Source organism: Methylobacterium sp. WL103 (assembly GCF_008039885.1).
In the GTDB taxonomy this organism is placed as follows: domain Bacteria; phylum Pseudomonadota; class Alphaproteobacteria; order Rhizobiales; family Beijerinckiaceae; genus Methylobacterium; species Methylobacterium cerastii.
The window spans coordinates 1-1,482 of the sequence record NZ_VRUX01000824.1; the positions used below are offsets into that span (position 1 = coordinate 1).

Consider the following 1,482-nt stretch of genomic DNA (forward strand, 5'->3'; position numbering starts at 1 on the left):
GCCTTGCCGCTGATCGCGTTGGCGGCCGCCGCCCGCGCCGGCCGCCAACGCGATCAGCGGCAAGGCCGAGGTGATCGACACCGCGACCGTGCGCGTCGCCGGCAAGGTGATGCATCTGTTCGGCGTCGAGTGGGTGCGGGGCGGCCAGGCCGACGAGCTCTCCAAGTACCTCGCCGGCCGGCCGGTCACCTGCACGTCGGTGCCGGGCAGCGAGAACGTCTCCTGCACCGTCGAGGGCCGCGACCTTTCCGAGGTGGTCCTGTTCAACGGCGGCGGCCGCGCCTCTCCGGAAGCCTCCCCCGAGCTGGTGGCGGCCGAGGACCACGCCCGCACCGAGCGCATCGGCGTGTGGAAGCGATAAGCCGCGGATCCCACTCCCGTTCGGGAGCGGGGACCCGATCCTACCGGACGACGTGGAGAAACCCAGCCCCTGACCAGGAAGAGCGGCGCCCGATCGCGCAGTCGCCTCCGGCTGCGCTAGGATGCCGGCGCGCCGCGTCGGCGCCAGGGGGGATGGCGATGAGTCTCTCGATCGGTCTGAGCACGTTCGCGGTCGTGGCGGCGATCCTGGTGATCGTGACGCTGGCCGCCGGCATCAACATCGTACCGCAGGGCTACGTCTTCACCGTCGAGCGCTTCGGGCGCTACGCCCGCACCCTCGAATCCGGCCTCGGGCTGATCACGCCGTTCGTCGAGCGCATCGGGCGCCGCGTCAACGTGATGGAGCAGGTGATCGAGGTGGCGAGCCAGGAGGCCTTCACCCGCGACAACGCCGGCGTCACCATCGACGCGGTGGTGTTCTACCAGGTGCTCGACGCCGCCCGCGCCTCCTACGAGATCTCCAACCTCGACGTCGCCACCCGCACGCTGACGATGACCAACATCCGCACCGTGGTCGGCTCGATGGACCTCGACCAGCTGCTCTCGCACCGGGACGAGATCAACGAGCGGCTGCTGCGGGTGATGGACGCCGCCGCCTCGCCCTGGGGGGTGAAGATGACCCGCATCGAGATCAAGGACATCGTGCCCCCTGCCGACCTCGCCGGAGCCATGGCCCGGCAGATGAAGGCCGAGCGCGAGAAGCGCGCCTCGGTGCTGGAGGCGGAAGGCCACCGTCAAGCCGACATCCTGCGCGCCGAGGGGCGCAAGCAGTCGGCGATCCTGGAGGCGGAAGGGCGCAAGGAAGCCGCCTTCCGCGACGCCGAGGCGCGCGAGCGCTCGGCGGAAGCCGAGGCGAAGGCCACCGGCATGATCAGCGCCGCGATCGCCGCGGGCGACATCGCGGCGGCGAACTTCTTGGTGGCCGAGAAGTACGTGGACGCGATCAAGGCGCTCGCCACCGCGCCGAACCAGCGCGTGGTGGTGGTGCCGATCGAGGCGGCGGCACTCGCCGGGACGCTGGGCGGCATCGCCGAGATCACGAAGTCGGTGTTCGGAGAGGGCGCGGCGCCCGCGCGCCCACGCTCCGGCGCGCCGCCCAGC

General features: G+C 71.5%; 1 protein-coding gene and 1 pseudogene. Both read left to right on the forward strand.

The window, feature by feature from the left end:
- Window positions 1-43: 43 nt before the first annotated feature.
- Window positions 44-361: pseudogene (locus FV222_RS25825) on the forward strand (nuclease); the annotation flags it as partial.
- 158 nt (window positions 362-519) lie between these two features.
- Window positions 520-1,482, forward strand: a 963-nt coding sequence (locus tag FV222_RS25830) for an SPFH domain-containing protein (RefSeq protein ID WP_147815984.1), incomplete at its 3' end; no start/stop codon positions are given.